This window comes from Candidatus Binataceae bacterium (assembly GCA_035294265.1).
In the GTDB taxonomy this organism is placed as follows: Bacteria; Desulfobacterota; Binatia; order Binatales; family Binataceae; genus DATGLK01.
Map to the genome: position 1 here is coordinate 47,080 of DATGLK010000025.1, position 19,670 is coordinate 66,749.

The following is a 19,670-nucleotide window of genomic DNA, read 5'->3' on the forward strand; positions in this document are numbered from 1 at the left end:
TATCAGGTAGTATCTGGTGGCGCAAGCGGCTGGCGCGCGACGGCGGGCTTATAGGCGAGATGAAGCGCAATCGTGCCTAGATTAAGCCGCCGGTAACTAGCCTGCTCCAGCCCCGCATTCACCATCCGCCGGCACAGTTCGTCGGCTTGTGGATGGCTGTGGACCGAAGCCGGCAGATAGCGATAGGCGGCAAAGTCGCCGCTTATCAGCCCACCCAGGAGCGGTACGAAAAGGGCGAAATAGGGCCACAGCAGCGGTCTGAGCCAGCGCGGCGCAGGAGTCAAATCCAGGCATACCAGCCGTCCGCCCGGTTTGAGCACGCGGCGAAATTCCTCAAACGCGCGGTCCAGATTGGCGACGTTGCGCAGGAGGAAGCCGTTGACGATGCAATCAAACTGGCTGTCGGGGAAAGGCAATTGCAGAACATCGGCCGCGAGCAGGCCGCGATGGGGTGCACGGCCCAGCTTGGCGGCGGCGGCGAAAACCATTTCCGGGCAAAAATCCGCACCCACCACCATACGGCTACCTTGGCGCTCCAGCTCGGTTATCAAATCCCCGGTGCCGGTGGCGGCATCCAACGCGACCGCGCCTTGAGGCTGAGCGGCGGCCACGGCCAGGCGCCGCCAGCGTCGGTCCATCCCCAAGCTCATCAGCCGGTTGACGAGGTCGTAGCGCGGCACGATGCGGGCGAACATCGCGCGCACCGCGACCGCCTTGGAAAGTTCCGCGCTCGGCCGACTGCTGGCGGCGGGTAGCATGCCAAACCCGCGCCGGGTGCCTAGAGTATCAGCCCCAGGGCGAGTAGCAGGCCGAAGAGCAAATGGAGGCGGGCGGTGGCCTTAAGCACGGGGTTGAGCGCCGCGCCCTGCTTGGCCCGCAGTTCGCGTGCCAAGCGGGCCGCCATTGGCAAGGTCAGCCACGCCAGCAGGGCCCAGGGTTGGGCCTCGCGCCGGGCGACCACAATCAGCACCACCAGGTAGGCGCTGGCCAGTAGCGCGAAATATTCGAGCTGGGTTCCGGTGCGACCGATGATAGTGGCCAGGGTGTGTTTGCCGGTACGCTGATCGGTTTGCAGGTCGCGCAGGTTATTGACCACCAGAATAGCCGTTACCAGAGCCGCGACCGGGAGCGAAAGCAACCAAGCCAGTGCCGTCAAGGCGCGGGCGTAAAGGTAATAGGTTCCAAGCACCGCGACCAAGCCGAAGAAGATGAAGCAGATGAGATCGCCCAAGGCATGATAGCCGTAGGGCCAGGGGCCGGCGGTGTAGGTAATTCCGGCCAGAACACAAGCGACACCCACCGCGACGATTGGCCAGCCACCTTGAATCGCCAGATAAATTCCCAGTGCTGTCGCCAAGCCGAAGCTGACCACACTGCCTGTGGCCACGGCACGGGGACTCAAAATGCCGGCTTGTGTCACTCGGATCGGACCCACCCGCTCGCTGGTGTCGGCACCTTTGCGAAAATCGGCCAAGTCGTTGGTCAGGTTGGTCCCGATCTGAATCAGAACCGAGGCCGCCAGCACGGCGATGAAGATGGCGCTACTGAAGCGATGGTCACGCGCGGCCAGCGCGCTGCCGACCAGAACGGGGACGACCGCCGCGGGCAAGGTGGGAACTCGAACCGCCATCCACCATGCGCGGGCAGGGTTGATCCTGAAGGCGGCAGCCTGAGCTTGCGCTGTCATAAACTCCATGTCCTAAAAAGGCGGCTCTTCAAGCGCGCCGGGTCTTACTCAAGCGCGGTTTTGACAACCTCGCCGTTAAATTTTACAAACCAGCTCTCGGAGGGGAAGGGCTTGCCTGCCAACCGTTGTGCCACCCAGTCGGCAATCAAAGGTGCGGGCGAGGGGCCTCTGTAGGGCGCCGGGGTAGCACCCAGGGAATGGCGATCGCCTTGGTAGATCACCAGCCGGCGCGGACTTTTCACCACTTCCATCAGCCGATGGGAATGTTCTAGCGGGCTTAGCTGATCCTTCTCGCCCCCGACCACTAGCAACGGGCACCGCAGGCGGCGGGCGGCCGGGAGGGGGCTGAGCGTTTTGGCGAAGCTATCGAAGCGCGCTTCGTTGCTGAATCCCGACATGTACATGTAACGAATTTTGAAAGTAGGCGAGGCGGCGTTGAAAATCGTGTCCATCCCCGGTTCCAGGCAGGTCAGCGAAGAGGCGCAAGCCTTGATCCGGGGTTCGGCCGCGGCCGCCTGGATCGCCCAGAACGAGCCCATACTGACCCCGTTGACTGCGATGCGCTGAGGGTCGATCTCGGGTCGAGAAGCCAGGTAAGCGTAGGCGGCGCGCCCGACATCCTCGAAATTGTTGGCGGTGCAATGCAGGTTGCGGATCAGGCATTCGCCTTGGCCGGGGCCATCGATCGCCAGCAATGCCATGCCTCGCTCTAGCCAATTGTCACCATGCTGAGCACATGACAGCTCTTTGAAGCTGTCCATCCCCGGGATCGAGATTACAGCCGGCAGTGGCCCCGATCCCGGCTGGGCGGGCATATGCAGATAGGCCGGAAAGGTTGCTTTACCCAGCGCGATCTCGACTCGCTCCACCGGATGGGGCGCGTTGCGAGCCCAAGCGAGGTAGCAGGCGTTCTTATGCTCATTATAACGTATATTGTCGGCATTGTTCTCATGCAGCGGCCATTGCGCGCCGCCCCACAGGACCGAGGCCAACAGATAATTATCGCGCGCGGTAATTAGATTACCCTCGGCTTCGGCTGCCTTGGCCTTGCTTTCACGCAACCAAGCGGCGGCCTCGTACGCCGGGGCAATATCGTCATAGCGCTTGACCTGGGCCGCGATCGCCCGCATGTCCGCCATCGCTTCGGCACCGCAGGTGCGAACCGGCAGCAAGGCGCGTGGCTGGTCCCATTCCAGACCAACCGAAGCCACGGTAGCGTCGAGCAGCCAACGCTGGTCGAAATACCGTTGACAAAAGGGGGCTTCGGTGCGCTTTTGGGGAGTGCTCTTGGCCGCTGGGAGCTTGGACTTGGCTACTGCCATCGCGAGGTTCCTTCCGAGGAGAGTTCTTATCTTGGGCAGATTTATCAGCCGAGCGCAGGTTGGCGAAACTGCTCCTCGCCGATATACGCGAATGTCACGCAATAATCCATGATTGTCCAGCTTAATCGCCCGCGTGAGCGAACTCTCATCGGCCATAGCTTGGCACAGGGGCGACGGTAGTAGCCCCCGCCATTTTTACTGGCCGCAGCTAGCCGCGTGCTATGATCAATGGCTATTGTGTCGTCGTTCCCCGCACCCCATGTGGCTGACCTGATTGCCGCGCGCAAAGCTCGCTTACTGGCCGAGTTTCGCGCTCAGGTGCGCCCGCTCAGCGGTCGGCTGGCGCGCCTGGAGGACGAGCAGCTCGAAGACCATTTGCCCCGCTTGATCGACGCCTTGATGGCTATTCTGCGGCAAGGCCCCGGTCATGGAGAGCAATTGGTGCAGGAAAACGGTGCCCATCACGGCCTGATCCGCCGCCAACAGGGCGGCTCGGTGGCCGATATCGCGCGCGAGATCAATCTCTTTCGCAGGATGTTGTTGGCGCTGACTGAGCAGGCCGCTACTTATGGGGCGGATGCCGGGGAAATCGAGGCGGCGCGAACCGCGTTGCTGGAATTGGTCGACCGCTCCCAGGAAGCTTCCATCGCCAGCTACAATCAGGCGGGCGAAGACGCGCGCCGCGCGGCCCAAGCCGAGGCGCGCGAACTTCATATGCAGCGCGACCGCTTTTTGACCACGCTTTCGCACGAATTGCGCAACCAGATCTCGCCCATCCTGCTCTCGGTCCGCGTGCTCAAAAGCAGTCCGCTGAGTGAGCGCCAGCAACGCAGCCTGAGCATCGTCGAACGCCAAGCCCGCCATCAATCGGTCCTGATCGAGAACTTGCTGGAGATCAGCCGTTTTCGCTACGGCAAAGTGAAACTCAAGCGCGCATCGGTTGATCTGAGGCTGGCTGTGGAACAGGCGGTGGAGAGCTGCCAGAGCGACATCGAAGCCAAGGCGCTTAACTTGACCGTTGAACTCCCTGAGCGGCCCGTCATCATTGACGGCGATGTCGCCCGTTTGGTTCAGGTGATGGTCAATCTGCTCTCCAACGCGGTGAAATTTACCCCGGCTGAGGGTCATATAGCGGTGAGACTGCACAAGGAGGCGGGCGAACTATTGCTCAGCGTAAGCGATAGCGGAGTAGGCATTCCTGCCATGCTGATGCCCAGGATCTTCGATATGTTTTACGAAGTCGAAAACCACGGCACGCTGAGCGGATTGGGGATCGGGTTGTGGCTGGCTCGCAGGTTGGTGGAAATGCACGGCGGCAGCATCAGCGCCGCTAGCGAGGGAGCCGGCAAAGGCGCCAGCTTTTGTGTGCGCTTGCCTGCGTTACAGCCCGTGCAACTCGCTAACCGGCTGTTGTTGGTCGAAGACAGCCTCGACCAGCTCGAAGCGCTGAGTGAAGTGCTGACCAGCGAAGGGTTTGCCGTGCTCAAGGCGTCCGAGGCCGGGGAGGCGCTGCGCCTGGCCAGTTGTGAACATCCCTTTGCCGCTATCGTGGATATCGGGTTGCCGGGAATGAACGGCCTGGAGTTGGCGCGTGAACTGCGCGCGATACCCGGCCTGGGCCATCTGCGGCTGATCGCCCTAAGTGGCTACGGTACCGAAGCCGACCGCAAGGCTGCCCACGAAGCCGGCTTTGACCATCATTTGGTCAAACCTCCCGATATCGATCGTTTGAAACAACTTCTGCTGGCTGACAGCAAAGATCGGGTTCGGCAGAGGCACGAGTCGCTCAGCGGCAAGCCTGCAAGCGATAAGCTTCGCGACAAGCTTCAATGAAGAGCGCGATCGCAATTAGGCACGTTCCCTTCGAAGATCTGGGCAATTTGGCGCCGGTGCTGGCTGCTCACGGCCTGGCCTCGCGCTATCTGGATTGCGGTCTGGATGAAATCGATGGGCGCGCGGCACGAGAGGCCGACTTGCTGGTGATTCTGGGCGGTCCAATCGGGGCCTATGAAGACAATCTCTATCCCGTGCTCGGAGAGGAGTTACACGTGCTGGAGCGGCGGCTGGCCGAGGGCCGGCCGACCTTGGGTATCTGCCTGGGGGCGCAGCTAATCGCACGCGCTTTGGGAGCCAAGGTCTATTCGGGAGCGCACAAGGAGATCGGCTGGTCCGCGCTTGAACTGAGCGCGGCCGGCAAAGCCTCTGCCCTGCGTCACCTGCAGGACGTCGAGGTGCTGCATTGGCACGGCGATACTTTCGATCTGCCGGCGCAAGCAGTCGCGCTGGCTTCCACCCCGGTTACGCCTAATCAAGCCTTTGCCTGGGGCGCGGCGACCCTCGCCCTGCAATTTCACCTGGAGGTCACCGCCGCCGGCCTGGAGCGCTGGTTTATTGGCCACGCCTGCGAGATCTCAGCCACGGCGGGAGTCAACCTCGCGGCCCTGCGCGCTCAAAGCCGCGGTTGCAGCGATAAACTGCAAGGGCCGGCGCACCGCGTCCTGGACGAGTGGCTGAAGCGTGTGCTGGCGCCTTGAGGCGTACGCTCGGTGCCAGCCCTCAGGGCCGTGGCGCGTCAAAAGCGCTCAGCTCGCGCCAGCTCCGCTGGGGTGGAAACTTCACCGAGAGCGCGCGGATGCGCGAGTAATCGACGGGCTGCGCCAAGCCCGGTGCGGGCTTGCCCTGGGCAAAGGCGCGCGCCCCTTCGATCAACGTGCGGCGCACCCGGATAATCACCGAGTCGCTGCTGCCCAGGTACTCGCGGCTGCGATCCACGACCGGTGTCATGGCTTCCTGAATTGCGAAATCTTCCCACGGCACCGAATGCATCAGGCCGCTCCAGTGACCGGCTTTCATCGCCGCGCGATCCTGATGCCAGAGGTTGTCGACATCGCCCAGGGCGGCGCAAAAGTTATTGGGGTCGTCGCTGGGATCCAAAAAATGGGTGCCCCACTTGGCCTCTTCAGTGCTCAGCGGATGGTCAGGATGGTAAACGACGTACCACTGATAGCACCAGTAATCGTCGATTGGGATCGAGAAGATGGTGGCGCATTCATGCCCGGGTTGGGTCGGAATGAAGGCGAAGTAGGGATAGACGACCTCGCGGATGCGGGCATAGCGTAGCCCGTCGGGCAGATCGCGTAGAGCGCCTTCACGAAAGCCATAGGGGCGCTCGAGAAACTCGAAAGTCGGGCCGCTGCTGGCGTTGGAGAGCTGAATGTCGTTGACAATCCCGACGTTGCCGGCGTCGTCGCGAATCCAGCCCTGATGGAGCTGGCCGAGGTGAGCCGAATCGAGCACGCCCTCGAAGCCCTGAAACCAGTTGGCATGCACCATCGCACGCCGCGCGATCACATGGTCGGCCGGCAGGCGGGTGAACTCGAAATTGAAGAAGGGCGGTGGCTCGGTGCGAGCACCGAGATAGACCCAGACAATCCCGCCGGCCTCGCGTACTGGATGGTGGGCAACCCGCACCTTGGCGGCAAATTCGGCACGCCGCTCCGGCGGCTCGGAAGGGACTTCGACCACCTTGCCCGAGACGTCAATTTTCCAGCCGTGGAAGATGCAGGTCAGCGCATTATCTTCGTTGCGCGCCAACGCCAGCGAGGTACAGCGATGGGGGCAGCCTTCGTCGAAAAAGCCCACGCGCCCATCGGTTGCGCGAAAGGCGACAAAATTTTCGCCTAGCAGTCGCACGCGCACCGGCGCGCCGTCGGCCTCGAGCTGAGCGCCGCGCAGCGCCGGGGTCCAATACTGGCGCAGCATTTGACCCATCGCAGTGGCGGGTCCGACCTGGCATAGCAAATCGTTTTCTTCGCGAGTCAGCATTGGATTAGCCTCCGCGTTATCGCTGCCAACGGACCGCTATCGGCCGCCGGGCCTGTTCACCAGGGTACCGAGGCCGGGTCCAACTCGCGCCAGTTACGCTCCATCGGCAGTTGCGTGGACATCGAGCGCAAGCGGCTGTAATCCTGAGGTTGAGCCAGCCCCAGCGGCGGTGCGCCTTTAGCGAAAGCGCGCGCCCCCTCGATCAGTTTGCGCCGGGTGCGGATGATGATCTGGTCGCTGTGGCCCAGGTATTCGCGGCTGCGATCGACGATTGGTCCCTGCCCTTCCTGCATCGCAAAATCCTCGAACGGCACCGAGCGCGTAATGCCACTCCAGTGCCCTTCCTTCATTTTAGCGCGATCCTGGGTCCAGTTTTGGTCCATCCCTCCGGCCGCGGCGAAGTTGTCCGGGTCGTCGCCCTCGACGAAATGGTCGCACCATAATTGCTCTTCGCGCGAGAGCGGATGGTCGGGGCGATAGACGATGTACCACTGCGCCATCCATTCGTCGTCAATCGGCACCGGCGCGACCAGTGCCATTTCGGAGCCTGGCGGAGTCGGAATGAAGGCAAAGTAGGGCCACACGAACTGGCGGATGCGTACGTAGCGGCTGCCGTCGGGCAGCGGCCGCATCGCCGCCTCGCGAAAACCGTAGCTACAATCCTCGAGCTCGAACATGGGGGCGCCGGTGGCGTTGGTCATGCGAAAGTCGTTGGCGATTCCCCGATCCTTGGCGCCGCTGCGGATCTGGCCCTGATGGAGCTGGCCTACGTGGGCTGAATCGATCAGCCCCTCCAACCCTTGCACCCAATTGGCGTGATTGATCGCACGCCACACCTTGACGTGACCGGCGGGCAGATTGGTCGGCTCAAAATTGAAGAAGGGCGGCGGCTGCTCGCGCTTGCCCAGATAGACCCACACGATCGTGCCGGCCTCGCGCACCGGATAATGGCGCACCCGCACCTTGGCGGCGAATTCGGCACGCCGCTCCGGCGGCTCGGAAGGGACTTCGACCACCTTGCCCGAGACGTCGATTTTCCAGCCGTGAAAGATGCAGGTCAGCGCGTTGTCTTCGTTGCGCGCCAGCGCCAGCGAGGTACAGCGATGGGGGCAACCTTCGTCGAAAAACCCGACCCGTCCGTCGCTAGCTCGAAAGGCAATGAAATTCTCGCCGAACATGCGCACCCGGACCGGCGCTCCGTCCGCTTCCAAGGCCTCCGCGCGTACCGCCGGATTCCAGTATTCGCGCAGCATCTCGCCCATCGGGGTGCCGGGTCCCACCCGGGTAAGCAATTCGTTTTCGGCGCGTGTCAACATCGGGTCGCAAGCCTCCTCGCAATCAGGTCGCTGGTTCTGGTGGCGCTGACTTCATCTTATAGGAAAGCGCTTGCGCGTGGGTCAATCCAGGCGAGTCGCCAGGCTTTTCAAAGGGGAGAAATGTACGCCAGAATACTTGTCAAAAGATATATAACATGGCATAACAACGAACCATGAAAGATTTTCCGAAAGCCGCCTGTTTCACGCTCTGCGCGGTTATGCTGGTGATCTCGGGTGCCAATCGCTCCTGGGCCCAATCTGCACCAAGCGCGATACCTTCGCCCGTTACGATGCCCGCGCTGGCGATGGCGGGCCCCTCGCCAACGGTTTATTCGCCCTTTATCAACCTGAAGGCCAAGTACGACGCCTGGCTGGACATGGTCCATCGTACGCATGAAGAGGAGCAGCCCGACTGGATGACGCCGCTGGTCACCGTAATCCCGACCCTGCAACAAGAACTTCGCACCGACTACAGCTTCGCTTTTGCCCCACACGGCTTGCAGACCTTCACCTTCTTGAGCAAGGGCACCGAGATCATTCCGAGCGAGAACACCGAGATAATCTTGGGCAATCCCTCCTACATCACCAAGAATCTACCGGTGGACAAGCACACCTCGGGCTGGGCGGATTGGCCTTTCTTGGTGAAGTACCGTTTGTTGTCCTCGCCCAGCGAAGCGGGCAATTACGTGGTCACGATTATGCTGTCGACCTCCTATGCCACAGGCTCGACCACCTTCGTCTCGGAAAACCACGACTACTTCTTGCCGATGCTGGGCTTTGGCAAAGGCTTGCTGACGCGATATGGTGAGTTCGATTACCAGGCAACGATCGGTCCCAACATCCCGGACGGAGCGACCAGCACGCTGGGTACGCCGATTGTCTGGAACAGCACGTTTCAGTACGGCAATCGCTTTCACATCGGTGAATGGACCGTGCCGCTATGGCCGGAATTCGAGGCGATGTGGGTGTCCTACCCCAACGGTAACGACCACGGCCAGCAGCAACTCTATCTGACTCCGGGCATAATCGCGGGCCGTTTCCGGCTGAGCGAGCACTCCTACTTCGTGCTGGGTACCGGGCTGCAGTTTGCCGCCACCGAATCCCGCGGATACAACCATCAATGGCTGGTCACGATGCGCATCCCCTTCTTTTAGTGGTTTTGCGGCTCGCTGTTGTGGCCTGAGAAGGGGGGCTCATGGGTCGCGACCACCCATCCGCCCGTCAGACCGTCGATCAGCCAAGGCGCCGTGCCCCGTCAATTCCGACCGTTGCGCGCGGTCTGCTTATGCCACGCTTTTGATTTTACCCACCAGGCGCAGGATTCCATCGAGAATGGAGATTGGATGGGGCGGACATCCGGGAACGAACAGGTCTATGGATAGGATGCTGCCGGCGCCATTGAGGACCTCGCCATGGTCGCGAAACGGACCGCCCGATATCGCACACGCACCCACGGCGATGACAATTTTTGGGGCAGGAATCGCCGCATAGGTCTTTTCCAGCGCCAGCCGCATGTTGCGCGTTACCGGGCCGGTAATCAGCAGGCCGTCGGCATGTCGTGGCGAGGCCACGAACTGGATACCAAAGCGGCTCAGGTCGTATGTCACTGTACTGAGCACGTTGACATCCGCTTCGCACCCGGCGCAACCGCCGGCGCTGACCTGCCGGAGCTTGAGTGCTCGACCGAGAATGCGATGAATGTCATCAGCAAGTTGGCGCGCCCGGGGCAGGCTACGCCCAGCGGGTAGCATAAGATCGGCGCGCTCGCTAGCGGCCAAGCGATAGTCCGAACCGAACTCAAGCGCTGCTTGCGGGCAGGCGTTGGCACATTCTGGACAGAACAGGCAGCGGCCCAGGTCGATGGTCACTGGCCCATCATTGGTTATGGCGTCGGTTGGGCAGGCCTCGACGCAGGCGTCGCAATCCGAGGGGCATCGCGACTGGTCGATAATTGGCAAGCCGCGAAAACGATCGGGTAGGGAGGGCGCCGCATCCGGGAAGGCCAACGTACGCTTGCCCTGCCTGAGACGGGTGAGCAACAAACTAGCCACTGAGTTACCTCACAAGTCGTGACCGCAATAGGAAAGGTTAAAGCTCTTGTTGCATAGCGGAAAGTCGGAGATCTGCTGAGCGCGCATTGCGATCGCAAGGCCGATCCAGTTGTGAAAGGAGGGGTCGACTACCTTATATGCTGCAAACCGTCCGGCATGGTCGGTGATCGCGATGTGCGCAATCTCCCCGCGCCAGCCCTCGCTGAGAGCAACCACCAGGTGCGCGGGCCTGAGCGGGGCCAACGAGACCCGCGGCGGGCCCCCGGGAAGCGACGCCAATTGTTCGCGGACGAACACGGCAGAGCGCTCGATTTCCAGCCACCGCATCCAGGCCCGAGCGAAGACATCGCCGGTCTTGCAAGTCGAAATCGGAATCTGAGCAAATCTGAAGATGCCGCTGGGAAAATCCAATCGGATATCGCGCTCGACCCCGCAAGCGCGGGCGACGGGGCCGACAAGTCCCAGCGTTTCGCAAACGTCGCGGCTGATCACGCCGGTATCTTCAAAACGCGCTTGGACCGAGGGCGAATCCCACATCAGCCGGGTAGCATCCGCGAGGTCTTTCAAGGCTTGCTCCAGGCGGCGCGACAGCTCCATGGCAAGTTGCGCATCCACATCGAATAAAATGCCGCCGGGTCTGAGCATACCGCGACCAAATCGGCTACCGCAGATAGCTGCGGTGAGATTCAGAATATCGCCGCGGATACGGCCGCAATAGGCGGCCGTCGGCAGGTAGCCGACGTCCCCGGCTAGCGCCCCGAGGTCTCCCGCGTGGTTGGCGATCCGTTCCAATTCCAGCGCGATCCCGCGCAGAATTTGCGCGCGGGCTGGAGCCGCGCTCGCGCTTAACCCCTCTAAAGCTTCGCAATAGGCACTCGCGTGCCCTATGGAGCTGTCTCCCGATAGCGTCTCGATCAAGTGGATGGTGCGTTTATTGGGCCCGCCAATCAGCGCGGCCTCGACTCCGCGATGCTGATAGCCCAGCGCAATTTCCAGATGCAGAACTCTTTCACCGCGGCATTCAAAGCGAAAATGGCCGGGCTCGATAATCCCGGCGTGCACGGGGCCCACTGCGACCGCGTGGACTTCTTGCCCGTGAACCTGGAAAAACTCGGTTACGCCCGCGAGCGGAGAATTCGTACCATGGTGCGATCGATAGGGCGGTTGAAAGCGCAGCGGTTTCAGCCAGGGATGGCCCTGCGGCTCGATGTCCCACTGCTCGGCGATTTCGCGCTCGAACCAATGTGCTTGCGGGCATTCGACGGTTAGGCAAGGATAGGCGTCCTTGACTTCGGCTCGCAGCGCGATCAGCCTAGCGGCTACCGAGTCGGCCAGTATGGCGATCAATTGGACCTGAGCATCTTCCGCGGGCATGCCGAACAGCGCGGTCAGGCGATAACCGGTGCGCACCGCGGAGAGGATTTGGGCTCTGAACTCAGCGATCCCAAGGCAGGGCACGCCATCCAGCGGCGTGGCTTCGCCGTTGCGAAATACCGGCAAGGAAATCGTCATGGTCAACCGAGGTGGCGCACGGCCTCACGCAGCGCGCGCGCCAGGACTGGGGGCAGGTAAAGCCCCATTACCAGGACCGCCAATCCCAGCGTCGTCGGAACTGCACTCAGGGCCACGCTTCTGGTCGCTGGTGGGAGTGCACCCTTGGCGGGCGCGCCTTGCGCCATGGCCAGCGCCGGAGCCGTCATCGCGGCCACAATGACGGCCAAAAGCAACAAGTAGATCACGGCGACTAAAACGTGGCCCTGATCGATCGCGGCTTTTAAAATAACAAATTCGCTCAGGAACGGGCCGAAAGGCGGCGAGCCGATGATCGCGAATAGACCGAACACCCACAACGCTCCCGACACCGGCATCAAGGTCAGCGCTCCGCTTATTTCCGCGGTGTTTTTGGTCCGATTAACCGCCAACAGGTTACCGGCGACCAAAAAGAGCATCGCCTTGGTCAAGGAATGATTAATGATGTGAAGCACCGCGCCGAAGACCGCGGCACCGCCCAAGCCGACCCCGACCGCGAGAATCCCCATGTGCTCGACACTGGAGTAGGCAAGCATGCGTTTATAGTCGGTTTGCCCCGAAATAAACACCGCCGCTACCGCCATCGAAAGCAGACCGAACAACAACAATAGCCGGTCACCGAACGGCGCAAGTCCAGCGGCCACGGAAATTTGCTGGACTCGCAAAATGCCCAGAAAGGCGCAATTGAGTAGCGCCCCCGATAGAAGGGCTGATGCCACCGAAGGGGCCTCGCTGTGCGCGTCAGGGAGCCAGGCGTGAAATGGGGCCAACCCCATCTTGGTTCCATAGCCCACCAGCAACAACAAAAACGCCGCCTTGAACCAGGGGCCGCTGAGCTGGCGCGCGTTCAGAATGAGCTCGGATAGGGTCAGCGCGATGCTGCTTCCGTCGCGATTGGTCGCCGCCACGGCCAAAAAGAAAATGCCCAGTAGCGCCAGCGCGATTCCTACCGAACAGATCAGCAGGTACTTCCAAACCGCTTCCAACGAGCGATGGTGGCGGTGAAAGTAGATGAGCGGGGCGCTGGCCAGAGTAGTTGCTTCGACCGCGACCCAGAGCAAAGCGAGCTGCTGACTGAGGGCGACCAGGGTCATCGCCGCCAAGAACAGCAGCAGACATCCGGTAAAACTCGCCTCGCGCGCGTTGGAGAAAATGAAGCCTTCTTCGAAATCGTTGTGCGGTTGCCGTTGTTCTTCAGCCAGATAGGCTACCGCGTAAATCGCGACCGCTAAAAACAGCAGACTGGTAAGGGTCTCGATCAGTCTGCCCAGCGCGTCCTCGGCCAGCCAGCCGCCCAATACCGGCGCCGGCTGAACAATCCAGGTGGCAAGGCTTAATCCAGCATTGGAGCCGGCGGCGCCAATCAAAAGCGCGCGGCGACCACGGTCCGAGGCCACGAAAAAAGCCGCGACGGCGCTGCAAGCCGGTATGAGCAGGAGCAACGCAATCATCACAGCTGGTCGGTCAGTGCGACTAGTTTGTCGGTATCGATATGATCGAACTCCCGGCTGATATGAAAGATGGCGATACCCATTACCAACACTCCCACGAAGACATCGAGTAAGATTCCGAGTTCCACCAGCACTGGCAGCCGCAATGTGGCGGCTGTGCCGAATGCATAGACGCCGTTTTCCAAGGCCAAGTATCCCAGCACCTGAGTCAGGGCTTTTCGGCGGCTCATTATGACGATTAGGCCGACCACGCTGGTGAACAGAGCCGCAGGGACCAGCAAAAGGGACAACGGCTGATTGGGTAGTTGCAAGCGCTGTCCCAACCACAGTGCAAGTGCCAAGCTGGCCGCCCCGGCGATGAGCGAGAGGTTGTAACTGATCAGGGGCTCGACTTCGCGCACCGTGTCGGCCTCGCGCATGGCCCGGAACAACAGCCCTGGCAGCAGCAAACCCTTGACCGTTGCGGTCAGGACAGGAAGCAGCAGGCCGCTGGCGGACAGGTCGCCGTCCTGCAGCGAGATGGCCAGCAACCCCAGTATCAGGCCTTGCACGGCAATGGCCCGGATACAGGCCACCAGGCGACTGGAGCCCAAAAGCGTGAACCCGGTTAGGATGAGGAGCACCAGCATCGAGTTGCTCAGTTGGCTCATCTGCTTTGCGCCTCAAAGGGCCAATGCCAGCCCAGCCAGCACGATTGCGGTGAGTAACAACTGCGGTACCCGCAACAAGCGCAGGCGCGCCATCGCGGACTCAATCAGGCCTGTCAGGATCGCCATGCCCATGATTGCGCCGACGCCGAGCCCGAGATCGATCCATCCACAGCCGGCGTGCCAGGGTACCGCGACCGCGCCGATGATACTGGCGAATAGCCACATCTTGAGCGCCGCGCCATACTCAATCATGGCCAGATCCGGCCCGCCGTGATCGAGCACCATTACTTCGTGGATCATTGTCAATTCCAGATGCGTAGTTGGATCGTCAACCGGGATCCTAGCGTTTTCGCTCAGGCCGACGATTACCAACGCGGCCAGCGCCAATCCGAGCCGAGGCGCGGCGTGGGCCCAACTGGTGGCACTGAGCGAGGTAAGTATCGCAGTGAGCGACAGCTCGCCGGTGGCGCGAACTAATCCCGCCAACGACAACAGAAAAGCCGCCTCTGCCAAAGCCGCGAAGGTGACCTCGCGGCTGGCCCCCATGCCTTCGAAGCTGGAGCCGGTATCTAGCGCCGCTAGCACCGTAAAAAAGCGCCCGAGCCCTAGCAAATACGCCAGTACGACAAAATCGCCCCAAAACGACGCCAACCCGCTGAAGCTTCCCAACGGCACCAGGGTCAGGGCCAGCACCACGGCGGCTAGCCCAATGACCGGACCCAAGCGGAAGACCGAGGAGGTAGTTTGACTATAAACCGCGCCCTTGCGCAGCAACTTCCATACCTCTCGATAGGGCTGGAGCAGTGCTTGCCCGGTGCGTCCAGCCATCACCGACTTGGTACGGACGATCACCCCCTGCATCAGCGGTGCCAGAAGCAGCGCGACAACCAGTGGTATCGGAGAACCGGCACTCATGCTTTCAGGCGATCTGCCAAAGAAAGAGCAGGAGCAGGGTCACTGCGATATACAGGACATAAAGCTGCACTTTGCCCTGTTGAAACGGTCGCAAACTGCCCATTGCCCGGCTAATCCGACGAAAGAGGGGTCCAAACAGATAGCGCTGATAAGGGTCGTCGGTGTGGGAGCGAAACTCCGCGTGTTGGGGAAAAATCCCCGACCCCACCACAGTGAAGACCTGGCGGGTTTTCAGGAGCATGGCGAAACTGTCTGTCAGCGGTTGCGCGAATGAGGAAGCGGTGTATTGCATGCGCGCCGACGGGCTGGCATAACCGCAGTCCCACGTCGGGGCAATGCGGACCTCGCGACCGGCCAACATCTTGGCCCTGGCCGCGCTCAGCAATGCGGTCAGCAGCAGCGCCGCTGCGCCAAAGTCGCAGACCATCGCCACCACGCCGGCTTGATGTGCGAGAGCGGCCGTCACCTTCAGCGAGGGCAGGCCGGTGGCCGTGGCTACTACCGCGTCCATCGAGCGGATGACCGCGGCGCCGCATAGTCCCACCAACAGGCACGCCCCGGCCAGCGCGAAAACGGGTACCAGCATCGCCACCTTGGCCTCATTGGCACGTTCCGCTGCTTGGCTGCGCGGGTGACCCAGAAACACCATTCCGAAAGCCCTAGTGAAACAAGCGGCCGCCAAGCCGCCGATCAGGGCCAGTCCGGCAATGGTGGCAAGCATGGGCGCGCGCTGGGAGGGGTTCAGGGAGAGCACACCTTTAAAGCTAGCCACGTAGATCAGGAACTCGCCGATAAATCCGTTCAATGGCGGCAAACCCGAGACCGCCGCTGCGCCGACCAGAAAGGTTGCGCCCGTCCCCGGCATCTTGCTCAAGAGCCCGCCCAGGCGGTCGATTTGGCGCGTGTGGGTGGCATGGGCAAGGTTACCCGCGCCCAGGAAAAGCAGGCTTTTGAACAACGCATGGTTGAGCACGTGCAGCAGCGCGCCGGCAAAACCCGCCACCGCGACCACCGGCCGGTCCATGCTCACGCCGATAACTCCCACGCCGAGGCCAAGCGCGATGATGCCGATGTTTTCGACGCTGGAATAGGCCAGCAACCGCTTGAGGTCGGGTTGCGCCAGCGCGAGCAGGACGCCCAGAATTCCCGAACTCAACCCGATCAGGCACAGCGTCCACCCCCACCAGGCCTGCGCAGGTCCGAGCAAGGTCAGGATGCGTAGCAGGCCGTAAATGCCAGTTTTGATCATGACCGCGGACATGATCGCCGAGACGTGACTGGGCGCGGCGGGATGGGCTTCGGGCAGCCATACATGCAGCGGCACGAAGCCTGCCTTGGTGCCAAAGCCGATCAGCGCCAGCACGAACAGCACTCCGGTTCCCGGGGCGGCGCTGAAGCGATCGAAATCCAGGGAGCCGTTCGTCCTGCCCAGCAAAATGAACAGAACGAAAAGAAAGGCGGTGCCGATGTGGCTGGCGACCAGATAGATCCAGCCGGCTTGGCGCACTGCCGCCTGTTCGTCCTCAAAGGTCACCAAAAAAAACGAGGTAAGCGCCATCAGCTCCCAGGCCATTAGAAAGAGCAGCGCGTTGCGCGCCAGCACCACCATCACCATGCTGGCCACCAGCAAGTTGAGAAAAAACCACTGCGGGGCGAGTGCCTTGTGCCCACGATAAGCTTCCAGGTACCGGCTACCATAGAGCGCGGCGAGTGGCGCGATCACGAAAATCGGTAACAAAAAAAAGGCCGAGAGCGCGTCCAAGCGCAGATCCAGGCTACCGTAAGGGACATCCCAAGCGAGCCGAAATGACTGCGGCGCACCGCCCAGGACCGCGTGCAGTGCGGGTACTAGTCCCAATCCGGCACCCGCGACGATCGCGCCAGCGCCGCAATAGGTGGACCAGCGGCCTCGCCGGGACAAGAGCAGCGAGGCCAAGGCGCCAGCGGCAAAGAGCGACAACGAGCCGAGCAGCGCCGTCACGATACACGCGCGGCGCGAGCGCCGGGCTGCCCACCAGCAAGTTCCACTCGCCGCACTTCCTGGATGACTTCCGCCGCCTGCGCCTGCCGTGCCAAAGCCGCGCGGAGCCGCTCATCGTACAGCGCAAACGACAGTTGCGACAGCAAACGCAGATGAATGCGAGCGGTGGGGCTGAGGAGCAGAAAAACCGCGTGGACCGGTTGACCGTCGGGAGCGTCGAAATCGATCCCGCGATCGAAGTAGAAGAGCGAGAGCGAACCGCGCGAGCCGTCCAGGAGGATCGGCCGGCGGACATGCGGGATGGCAATGCCTTGGCCGATGGCGGTGGAGCCCAGCGCCTCGCGGGCCAGCAAAACTTGCGCCACCGCCTCGCGGTCAACCGTCGAGGGTATCGCCAGGGCGCCGACCATGGCGCGCAACACGGTCGGCTTGTCGGCCTCCCCGGAGGCGCGAAAGACGCCGCCGCGGCCCAACGCATCGACCAGCGACAATTCGGGCCCGGCCTTGGTATCGAGTGGTCCGAAAATTTCGGCCCGAATGTCGATCTCGCGCGAGCAGGTTTGTTCCAACAAATCGCTGCGGTGAAGTTGGCTGTGGTGGTTGACGGAATCCGAGCGTAGGATGCCGCGCTCAATCCATTGATTGACCTTCTTTTCGGAAACACTAAGAATTTTTGAGGCTTGGCGAATATTCAGATGCATGAATGCAGTACTCCACTCCACTCCACGACCAACTTGCGGCGTGCGCTGGCGGGCTCCCTCAACTGTGGCTCGAATTCCTCGATTGAAAGCGCAAGCTTGGCAGCATGACCGAGCAATTGTAGGCAAGCTCCAAAGGTGGGACGTGCTTGTTACAACTCTGCCGCCGTGCCAATTCTGCCGCCATCGGAGTTAACTCCAACAAGGCGTTAATCGCGCAGTCGATGCATTGGCACTGAGCGCACCACGCAAAATATAGATTCAGTGGTTCGGTACCTTGCTGCAGACAATAGTGGTGCCACAAAAAATGGCCGCCACGATGCTCGTAAGCCTCCCCTTGCGCGGGATCATCGCTGGTAAAGCCAAGCAGATCGCACATCAACTGACCGATACGGTAGCGCAAGTAGGGCGCTTGATCCGCATAGACCAAATTTGCTCCCTGATTGGGCAACCCATGCCACGCTTGCTCGGACACCAGATAGACGCCCGGCGCATCGGGCGGCCGGCATGCGCGGTCGCTGACCACGCGCGCCAAGTAATCACCAATCTTATATGGCCCCACCCAGCTGGAGGCGGCGGCGCCGATGCCATTTCTTTTGCCCGCCGTCATGCAACCATCCTGTTCAGCCTGATGCGCGCTGCGCTCGTCATGATGGCCACAACAAACCGCCGTGGCTTCTGAGGTAACCAATCATCCAATGCGACAACCCGCGCACGTCGATAAGCCAACTGTTATCAAAGCGGGTCTGGCCAAAAACCGCCTGCGTGAAGTTGGCGCCGCGCAGATCGCACCCCACAAAACTCGCGCCGCGCAGGTCAGCCCGCGAAAAATCGCAACCGCTTAGCGAAACTCTGAAAAAGACCGCCTCGCACAAATTCGCCTCGGAAAAATCGACCCGGTCCAGCTCGCAGCCTCGGAATACCTGATCGTGCAAATGACTCTTTTCGCCGGCCGTGAACACCGCGTGCAAAGTGGTTTGGGAACGCCAAGCGAAAGGTTCGAAGCGGATTATCTTAGCCATGTGAGAATTCGTTGCATTTCTACGTAATCTGACGTAGTCTCAGACGTGTGTCAAGCTTAATCCGTAAAATAACGGAAAACTCCTTGGAGCTGACCGACCGCCTGATGACCGCCCGTCAAGTTGCGGATTACTTGGCTATAAACGGAAGAACGGTGCTAAAGCTCGTCTCCGAAGGCACACTGCCCGGCGTCAAAATCGGTAACCAATGGCGCTTTCGCAAGGCGATGTTGGATGCTTGGCTGGACGATCAGATGCTGGGGGTGATCCCGCAACATCTACAACGCGACGAGACCTATTCGGCCCCCCGTCTCCGGCTGAATTTTGAAAGCTGTTTCCAACCCAGCCATATCCTCCCCGCGCTCACAGCAGAGTCGAAAAGTGTCGCGATTGAGGCGCTCGCCGAACTTGCCAGCGGGCTAGGGCTAGTGCGCGACAAAAGCTGGTTTGTGGGTGCTCTGCTCGAGCGCGAGCAGAGCATGCCCAGTGCGGTGGGTAACGGCGTGGCCTTTCTGCACACCCTCGATCGCCATCCCGAACAAATCGCGCGTCCCTTCATGGTTCTTGGTCGGTCCCTGTCAGGGATTGATTTCGATGCTTTGGATTGCCGGCCGACCCACCTGATCTTCGTGCTCGGTCTGAAATTCTATGAGTTGCACCTGCCCTGGCTGGCCAAGCTCGCGCAGCTCTTTGCCCGGCCCGAAGCGACCACAATGTTGCTCGCGGCTCCCAGCACCGGCGCGATGTTCGATGCTCTAGGCCGGGCCGAGCGCTCCCTATTTCCCGGCAACAACTAACGAGAGAGGGGAAGAGCGATGGAACCTCGGGAGATAGCCAAACTCGTGCCGGGCAGTTCCGTTTGGATTTGGATTGTGCGCTTTGGCAAGGGCAGATGGTGGCCTGGAGAGGTTCTCTCCCTCAAAGTGAGGCAAGGGATCCCTCTGATCACGGTACGTTTCCAAGCCGCGGCGCCCGAGGGACGCCGCGCCCACGCCGGCATTTTCGCCGGTATCAGCACCACGCGAATGCGGTTCCTTGAACCCCGCGAGGTGGAGGGCAAGGGCGGCGATCGGCCGCGCCATCCACCGGTCGCGATCCTTCGAGTGCCCGAGCTCCCGCTCGGCACGCTGGCCGCGCTCACCACCGCGCACTCCACGTTCTCTTGATGTGCTGTCGGCTAAGCGCGGTCCCGAGCTTGGATCCGCAGGTGAGGCGGCGGCGCCAT

Annotated in this window: 19 protein-coding genes; 5 read left to right on the top strand and 14 right to left on the bottom strand. The window is 61.5% G+C overall.

Annotated features, from left to right (window positions below; genetic code table 11):
* Positions 1-2 precede the first annotated feature (2 nt).
* From VKV28_04340 to VKV28_04350, 3 genes are read right to left on the bottom strand one after another with little or no spacing between them, the layout of a single operon-like run.
* Positions 3-758, bottom strand: a complete 756-nt coding sequence (locus VKV28_04340; GenBank protein ID HLH76018.1) for a ubiquinone/menaquinone biosynthesis methyltransferase — start codon at positions 756-758, stop codon at positions 3-5.
* Positions 759-778: 20 nt separating this feature from the next.
* On the bottom strand, positions 779-1,687 hold the full coding sequence (locus tag VKV28_04345; protein HLH76019.1) for a 1,4-dihydroxy-2-naphthoate polyprenyltransferase: 909 nt from the start codon (positions 1,685-1,687) through the stop codon (positions 779-781).
* Positions 1,688-1,731: 44 nt separating this feature from the next.
* Complete coding sequence (locus VKV28_04350; protein ID HLH76020.1) at positions 1,732-3,009, bottom strand: alpha/beta hydrolase; 1,278 nt, start codon at positions 3,007-3,009, stop codon at positions 1,732-1,734.
* 228 nt (positions 3,010-3,237) lie between these two features.
* On the opposite strand from VKV28_04350, the gene VKV28_04355 reads away from it, so the two are divergent.
* Together VKV28_04355 and VKV28_04360 are read left to right on the top strand one after the other, a co-directional pair.
* Positions 3,238-4,842 (top strand): hybrid sensor histidine kinase/response regulator, encoded by a 1,605-nt coding sequence (locus VKV28_04355; protein ID HLH76021.1) that lies wholly within the window; start codon positions 3,238-3,240, stop codon positions 4,840-4,842.
* The gene (locus VKV28_04360) at positions 4,839-5,543 is read left to right on the top strand and encodes a glutamine amidotransferase (protein HLH76022.1); all 705 of its coding nucleotides are present in this window, start codon (positions 4,839-4,841) and stop codon (positions 5,541-5,543) included. The genes VKV28_04355 and VKV28_04360 overlap by 4 nt, the downstream gene beginning before the upstream one ends.
* Before the next feature lie 22 nt (positions 5,544-5,565).
* On the opposite strand, the gene VKV28_04365 is transcribed toward VKV28_04360, so the two are convergent.
* Positions 5,566-6,834 (bottom strand): Rieske 2Fe-2S domain-containing protein, encoded by a 1,269-nt coding sequence (locus VKV28_04365; protein HLH76023.1) that lies wholly within the window; start codon positions 6,832-6,834, stop codon positions 5,566-5,568.
* 56 nt (positions 6,835-6,890) lie between these two features.
* Positions 6,891-8,150: a Rieske 2Fe-2S domain-containing protein gene (locus VKV28_04370; protein ID HLH76024.1), complete on the bottom strand. Its 1,260-nt coding sequence runs from the start codon at positions 8,148-8,150 to the stop codon at positions 6,891-6,893.
* Between the two features lie 173 nt (positions 8,151-8,323).
* Here VKV28_04370 and VKV28_04375 point away from each other — a divergent pair, with 173 nt between their 5' ends.
* Positions 8,324-9,304 (top strand): hypothetical protein, encoded by a 981-nt coding sequence (locus VKV28_04375; GenBank protein ID HLH76025.1) that lies wholly within the window; start codon positions 8,324-8,326, stop codon positions 9,302-9,304.
* A gap of 129 nt (positions 9,305-9,433) precedes the next feature.
* Here VKV28_04375 and VKV28_04380 read toward each other — a convergent pair whose 3' ends face one another.
* From VKV28_04380 to VKV28_04420, 9 genes are read right to left on the bottom strand one after another with little or no spacing between them, the layout of a single operon-like run.
* Positions 9,434-10,201 (bottom strand): hypothetical protein, encoded by a 768-nt coding sequence (locus VKV28_04380; protein ID HLH76026.1) that lies wholly within the window; start codon positions 10,199-10,201, stop codon positions 9,434-9,436.
* A 9-nt stretch (positions 10,202-10,210) separates the two neighbouring features.
* Entirely contained in the window at positions 10,211-11,713 is a 1,503-nt protein-coding gene (locus VKV28_04385) for an NADH-quinone oxidoreductase subunit C (protein ID HLH76027.1), read from the bottom strand.
* A gap of 2 nt (positions 11,714-11,715) precedes the next feature.
* Entirely contained in the window at positions 11,716-13,182 is a 1,467-nt protein-coding gene (locus VKV28_04390) for a proton-conducting transporter membrane subunit (GenBank protein ID HLH76028.1), read from the bottom strand.
* Positions 13,182-13,832 (bottom strand): hypothetical protein, encoded by a 651-nt coding sequence (locus VKV28_04395; GenBank protein HLH76029.1) that lies wholly within the window; start codon positions 13,830-13,832, stop codon positions 13,182-13,184. Before VKV28_04395 ends, VKV28_04390 begins: the two co-directional genes overlap by 1 nt.
* 12 nt (positions 13,833-13,844) lie before the next feature.
* Positions 13,845-14,747, bottom strand: coding sequence for an NADH-quinone oxidoreductase subunit H (locus tag VKV28_04400; GenBank protein ID HLH76030.1), 903 nt, complete (start codon positions 14,745-14,747; stop codon positions 13,845-13,847).
* A 4-nt stretch (positions 14,748-14,751) separates the two neighbouring features.
* Positions 14,752-16,728, bottom strand: a complete 1,977-nt coding sequence (locus VKV28_04405) for a proton-conducting transporter membrane subunit (GenBank protein ID HLH76031.1) — start codon at positions 16,726-16,728, stop codon at positions 14,752-14,754.
* Entirely contained in the window at positions 16,725-17,429 is a 705-nt protein-coding gene (locus VKV28_04410) for a PTS sugar transporter subunit IIA (protein HLH76032.1), read from the bottom strand. Before VKV28_04410 ends, VKV28_04405 begins: the two co-directional genes overlap by 4 nt.
* 58 nt (positions 17,430-17,487) lie before the next feature.
* Complete coding sequence (locus VKV28_04415) at positions 17,488-18,036, bottom strand: hypothetical protein (GenBank protein ID HLH76033.1); 549 nt, start codon at positions 18,034-18,036, stop codon at positions 17,488-17,490.
* Between the two features lie 37 nt (positions 18,037-18,073).
* The gene (locus VKV28_04420) at positions 18,074-18,448 is read right to left on the bottom strand and encodes a pentapeptide repeat-containing protein (protein ID HLH76034.1); all 375 of its coding nucleotides are present in this window, start codon (positions 18,446-18,448) and stop codon (positions 18,074-18,076) included.
* 47 nt (positions 18,449-18,495) lie between these two features.
* On the opposite strand from VKV28_04420, the gene VKV28_04425 reads away from it, so the two are divergent.
* On the top strand, positions 18,496-19,242 hold the full coding sequence (locus VKV28_04425) for a PTS sugar transporter subunit IIA (GenBank protein HLH76035.1): 747 nt from the start codon (positions 18,496-18,498) through the stop codon (positions 19,240-19,242).
* Positions 19,243-19,368: 126 nt separating this feature from the next.
* Positions 19,369-19,611: a hypothetical protein gene (locus VKV28_04430; GenBank protein ID HLH76036.1), complete on the top strand. Its 243-nt coding sequence runs from the start codon at positions 19,369-19,371 to the stop codon at positions 19,609-19,611.
* Positions 19,612-19,670 lie beyond the last annotated feature (59 nt).